At 70.0% G+C, this 4,462-nt stretch carries 4 protein-coding genes; 2 read left to right on the top strand and 2 right to left on the bottom strand.

The genetic code is table 11. The features are described from left to right. A partial coding sequence (locus A5714_RS20605; RefSeq protein WP_255396726.1) for an alpha-amylase family glycosyl hydrolase occupies positions 1-623 on the bottom strand: 623 nt, incomplete at its 3' end. A 100-nt stretch (positions 624-723) separates the two neighbouring features. Continuing rightward, positions 724-1,788, bottom strand: coding sequence for a S1C family serine protease (locus tag A5714_RS20600; protein WP_068288357.1), 1,065 nt, complete (start codon positions 1,786-1,788; stop codon positions 724-726). A 189-nt stretch (positions 1,789-1,977) separates the two neighbouring features. Here A5714_RS20600 and A5714_RS20595 point away from each other — a divergent pair, with 189 nt between their 5' ends. Both A5714_RS20595 and A5714_RS20590 read left to right on the top strand, forming a co-directional pair. Beyond that, complete coding sequence (locus tag A5714_RS20595) at positions 1,978-2,406, top strand: TIGR03668 family PPOX class F420-dependent oxidoreductase (RefSeq protein ID WP_068288354.1); 429 nt, start codon at positions 1,978-1,980, stop codon at positions 2,404-2,406. Between the two features lie 105 nt (positions 2,407-2,511). Further along, positions 2,512-4,462: elongation factor G-like protein EF-G2 (locus A5714_RS20590; protein ID WP_068288352.1), on the top strand; the 1,951-nt coding region annotated here is incomplete at its 3' end.

Genomic DNA, 4,462 nt, shown 5'->3' with positions numbered 1-4,462 from the left:
TCCGGCTGGTGCGAGAAGAACCGGTGCCAGTAAAACTGCTTGCGCACCGGGTCGAAGGTCCAGTTCGACTCCTCGGTGTCGATGAAGATGATCCGGGCGTCGGTGTAGCGCTCGCTGGTGTCGCTCCACACGTAGAAGTCGCCGTACGGGCCGTCGGGGTCGTGCCGCGACTCCTGGAACCAGGGGTGCGAGTCGGATGTGTGGTTCATCACGAGGTCGGTGATGACCCGGATGCCCCGCTCGTGCGCGGCGTTCAGCAGCGCGACGAAGTCCTCGACCGTCCCGAATTCGGGCAGCACCTTGTAGAAGTCGCGGATGTCATAACCGCCGTCGCGCAGCGGCGAATCGTAGAACGGGGGCAGCCAGATGCAGTCGATGCCGAGCCACTGCAGGTAGTCCAGGCGCCCCAGCAATCCCCGTAGGTCGCCAGAGCCGTCCGCGTTGGCGTCGAAGAACGCCCGGACCAGCACTTCGTAGAACACGGCGTGCTTGAACCACGTCGGATCGGTGGGCAGTGCGGCGGCGTTGTCGAAGTCATCGGAGTCGGGGTGTTCCACGACGCCGTCTTGGACGTGGCTGCCCCCCTCTGGATGGTGTTCGAGCGCTTCTCTTGCGTCGTTCATCAAATCCACGATGCCACGGATACCCGAGGCGCGACATTCGAAATCACTTCGACGCAGACGCGGCGAAATACGTCCGGTGCCAACGGATTCGACGCGGCGATCAGGCCGGGGGCCCCTCCGCCAGGGTCACGTTGACCGTGCGGTCGCCGTTGCCGCCGGGACGATAATGCACCGCGATGGTGTCGCCCGGGTGATGCGGGATGAGCACTTCGGTCATGGAGGTGGCCCCGTTGATGGGCACGCTGTCGACGCCCGTGATCACGTCGCCGGGCGAGATGCCCGCGCCGCCGGCCGGGCCGGTGTTGACCACGCGCTCCACCCGCGCGCCGTTGCCCCCGTTGTCCGTCACACCCAGGCCGAGGAAGGCGGTCGGGCCGACGTGCACGGTGTTCGAGCCGGCGCCGGACCGGATCTGCCCCGCCACGCCCATCGCTCGGCCGATCGGGATCGCGAAGCCCTGCCCGCCCGACATCTTGTAGCTGTCGGTGGCCGCGGTGTCCACACCGACCACCCGGCCGTCACCGGTCACCAACGGGCCACCGGAATCACCCGGCTTGATCGGGGTGTCCGAATGGATCAGCCCGCTCAGCGACTCGTTGGCGCCGGTCAACGTGTCCGTCGCCGACACCGTCTGGTTCAGCCCGATGACTGTGCCGCTCACTGCACTGGGCGTTCCGCCCTGGCCGCCCGCGTTACCCAGCGCGACCACCGGCGTGCCCACCGAAACGCCCCCGCCGATGGCGGCGGTGGGCAGCCCGGCGGCACCGCGCAGCTGCAGCACCGCGATGTCGGCGTTGCGGTCGTAGCCGATCACGTCGACGCCGTAGGTCTGGCCGTTGCCGACGTCGAACGCGCTGATGTCGGTGGCGGCCGAGATGACGTGATTGTTGGTGAGCACGACGCCGCTCGGGTCGATCACGATGCCGGTCCCGGCGCCCACGGCGTTGTTGTAGCCGAACTTGGTGTCGATGTTGACCACCTGCGGCCCCACCTGGCCCACCAGCGCCGATGGGTCGAGCGGCGCCAACGGGCGGTCGATGAGCCGGTCGAGCGGCGCCGGGGCCGGCGCCGCGGTCGCCGGCGCCACGGCCGGACCCACCCCCAGGCCGATCACCGTCAGCGCGCTCACCAACCACCGAACCGAGCGGCGGTGCGATTTGCTCATCTCGTCGCCTTCCTGCGTCGCGGAAACCACCAAGCCGTCCCGGCCTGAGGATCTGGGCGGCACTAGTTTGTGTATATAACCGTAATGCAGGTAGCTATTCCCGGCACGGGTCAGGTTTGTGCCGGCCGGCCTGGCGCGGGGCCCGGTTGGTGCCCGGCCGCGCGGCTGTCGTCGCCCTAGGCTGTGACGGTGGGCGACTTCGATCCCCGGGCCCGGTTCGCCGCCGCCGCGGTGGCCCGGCTGGCGACGGTGACGCCGGACGGCTCGCCCCACGTGGTGCCCGTCGTGTTCGCGCTCGACCCCGACGGCCGCAACGTCGTGTACACCGCCGTCGACGCCAAACCCAAGACCACCCGCCGGCTGCGGCGGTTGGCCAACGTCGACGCCGAACCCCGGGTGAGCCTGCTCGTCGACCACTACGCCCACGACTGGACGCAGTTGTGGTGGGTGCGCGCCGACGGCGACGCCTCGGTGCACCCCGGCGGAGCGGTCGCCGACCGGGGCTTACAGCTGTTACGAGCGAAATACCTGCAGTACCAATCGGTTCCGGTGGCCGGCCCGGTGATCGCGGTCACGGTGCGCCGCTGGTCGGACTGGCGTCACACCGGCGGGCGCTGAGCCGGGCCCGCCGAACTGCCCGCGAGGTCTTGTGGTCGGCCGGTCCCTGGGTGAATCGTGGCTAGATGGGCGCGCAACGGCGCGCGCCCGAACCTGGAGGATGCCATGGCGGACAGGACGAATTCTTCCCGCGGCGCGTCGCCCGCCCCGACCGCCAACGGCCCAGGCGGGATCCGCAACGTCGTCCTGATCGGTCCCTCGGGCGCCGGCAAGACCACGCTCGTGGAGGCGCTGTTGGTGGCCGGCGGCGTCCTGACCCGATGCGGTTCGGTCGCCGACGGGAGCACGGTCTGCGACTATGACGAGGCCGAGATCCGCCAGCAGCGATCGGTGGGCGTGGCCGTCGCGTCGCTGTCGCACGACGGCGTGAAAATCAACCTTATCGATACGCCCGGCTACGCGGACTTCGTGGGCGAATTGCGCGCCGGCCTGCGGGCCGCGGACTGCGCGCTGTTCGTCATCGCGGCCAACGAGGGCGTGGACGAACCCACCAAGTCGCTGTGGCAGGAATGCGATCAGGTCGGCATGCCCCGCGCCGTGGCGATCACCAAGCTGGACCACACCCGGGCGAACTACCCCGAAGCGTTGGTCGCCGCGCGAACCGCGTTCGGCGACAAGGTGTTACCGCTATACCTGCCGATCGGGCTGCCCGCCTGCGAAGGACTGATCGGGCTGCTGTCCCGGCAGCGGTACCGCTACCGCGGCGGCGAGCGCACGGTGCATCCGCCGGACCCCGCCGACGCCGAACTCGTCGAGGAGGCGCGGGGCGCCCTGATCGAGGGAATCATCGAGGAATCCGAGGACGAGTCGCTGATGGACCGCTACCTCGGCGGCGAAGCCATCGACGAGGCCGCGCTGGTCGAGGACCTGGAACGGGCTGTCGCCCGCGGCTCGTTCTTCCCGGTGATCCCGGTCTGCAGCGCCAGCGGCGTGGGGACAGTCGAGCTGCTTGAGGCCGCCACCCGCGGCTTCCCGTCGCCCATGGAACACCCACTGCCCGAAGTGTTTACGCCGCTGGGCGCCCCGCACGCGGCCCTGGTTTGTGATGCCGGGGCGCCGCTGCTCGCGGAGGTGGTGAAGACGACGTCGGACCCCTACGTCGGGCGGCTCAGCCTGGTCCGGGTGTTTTCCGGCACCATTCGGCCCGACGCCACCGTGCACGTGTCAGGACATTTCGCGTCGTTCTTCGGCGCCACCGACCGGGCCGGGGGCACGCATCCCGACCACGACGAGGACGAGCGCATCGGCGGCCTGTCGTTCCCGCTGGGCAAGCAGCAGCGCCCGGCGCCCACCGTGGTCGCGGGCGACATCTGCGCGATCGGCAAGCTCAGCCGCGCCGAGACGGGCGACACCCTGTCGGACAAGGCCGAGCCGCTGGTGCTCAAGCCGTGGACGATGCCCGAACCGCTGTTGCCGGTCGCGATCGCCGCGCACGCCAAGACCGACGAGGACAAGCTGTCGCTGGGCCTGGGCCGCCTGGCGGCCGAGGACCCGACGCTGCGCGTGGAGCAGAACGCCGAGACCCATCAGATCGTGCTGTGGTGCATGGGCGAGGCGCACGCCGGCGTGGTCCTCGACGCGCTGGCCAAGCGGTACGGCGTCGCGGTCGACATCGTCGAGTTGCGGGTGCCGCTGCGAGAGACGTTTGGCGGCAAGGCAAAAGGCCACGGCCGTCACGTCAAGCAGTCGGGCGGCCACGGCCAGTACGCGGTGTGCGACATCGAAGTCGAGCCGCTGGCCGAGGGCTCCGGGTTCGAGTTCGTGGACAAGGTGGTGGGCGGCGCGGTGCCGCGGCAGTTCATCCCGAGCGTCGAGAAAGGCGTGCGCGCCCAGATGGACAAGGGCGTGCACGCCGGCTACCCGGTGGTCGACATCCGGGTCACCCTGCTCGACGGCAAGGCGCACAGCGTGGACTCGTCGGACTACGCCTTCCAGATGGCCGGAGCGCTGGCGTTGCGCGAGGCCGCCGCGGCGGCGAAGGTGACGCTGCTCGAGCCCCTCGACGAGGTCGCGGTGCTGGTCCCCGACGACTTCGTCGGCGCGGTGCTCGGTGACC

Origin of the sequence: Mycobacterium sp. E2462 (genome assembly GCF_001672685.1) — a bacterium.
GTDB lineage: Bacteria > Actinomycetota > Actinomycetes > Mycobacteriales > Mycobacteriaceae > Mycobacterium.
The sequence above is the reverse complement of the archived record's forward strand: the minus strand, read 5'-3'. Positions and strand labels throughout refer to the sequence as shown.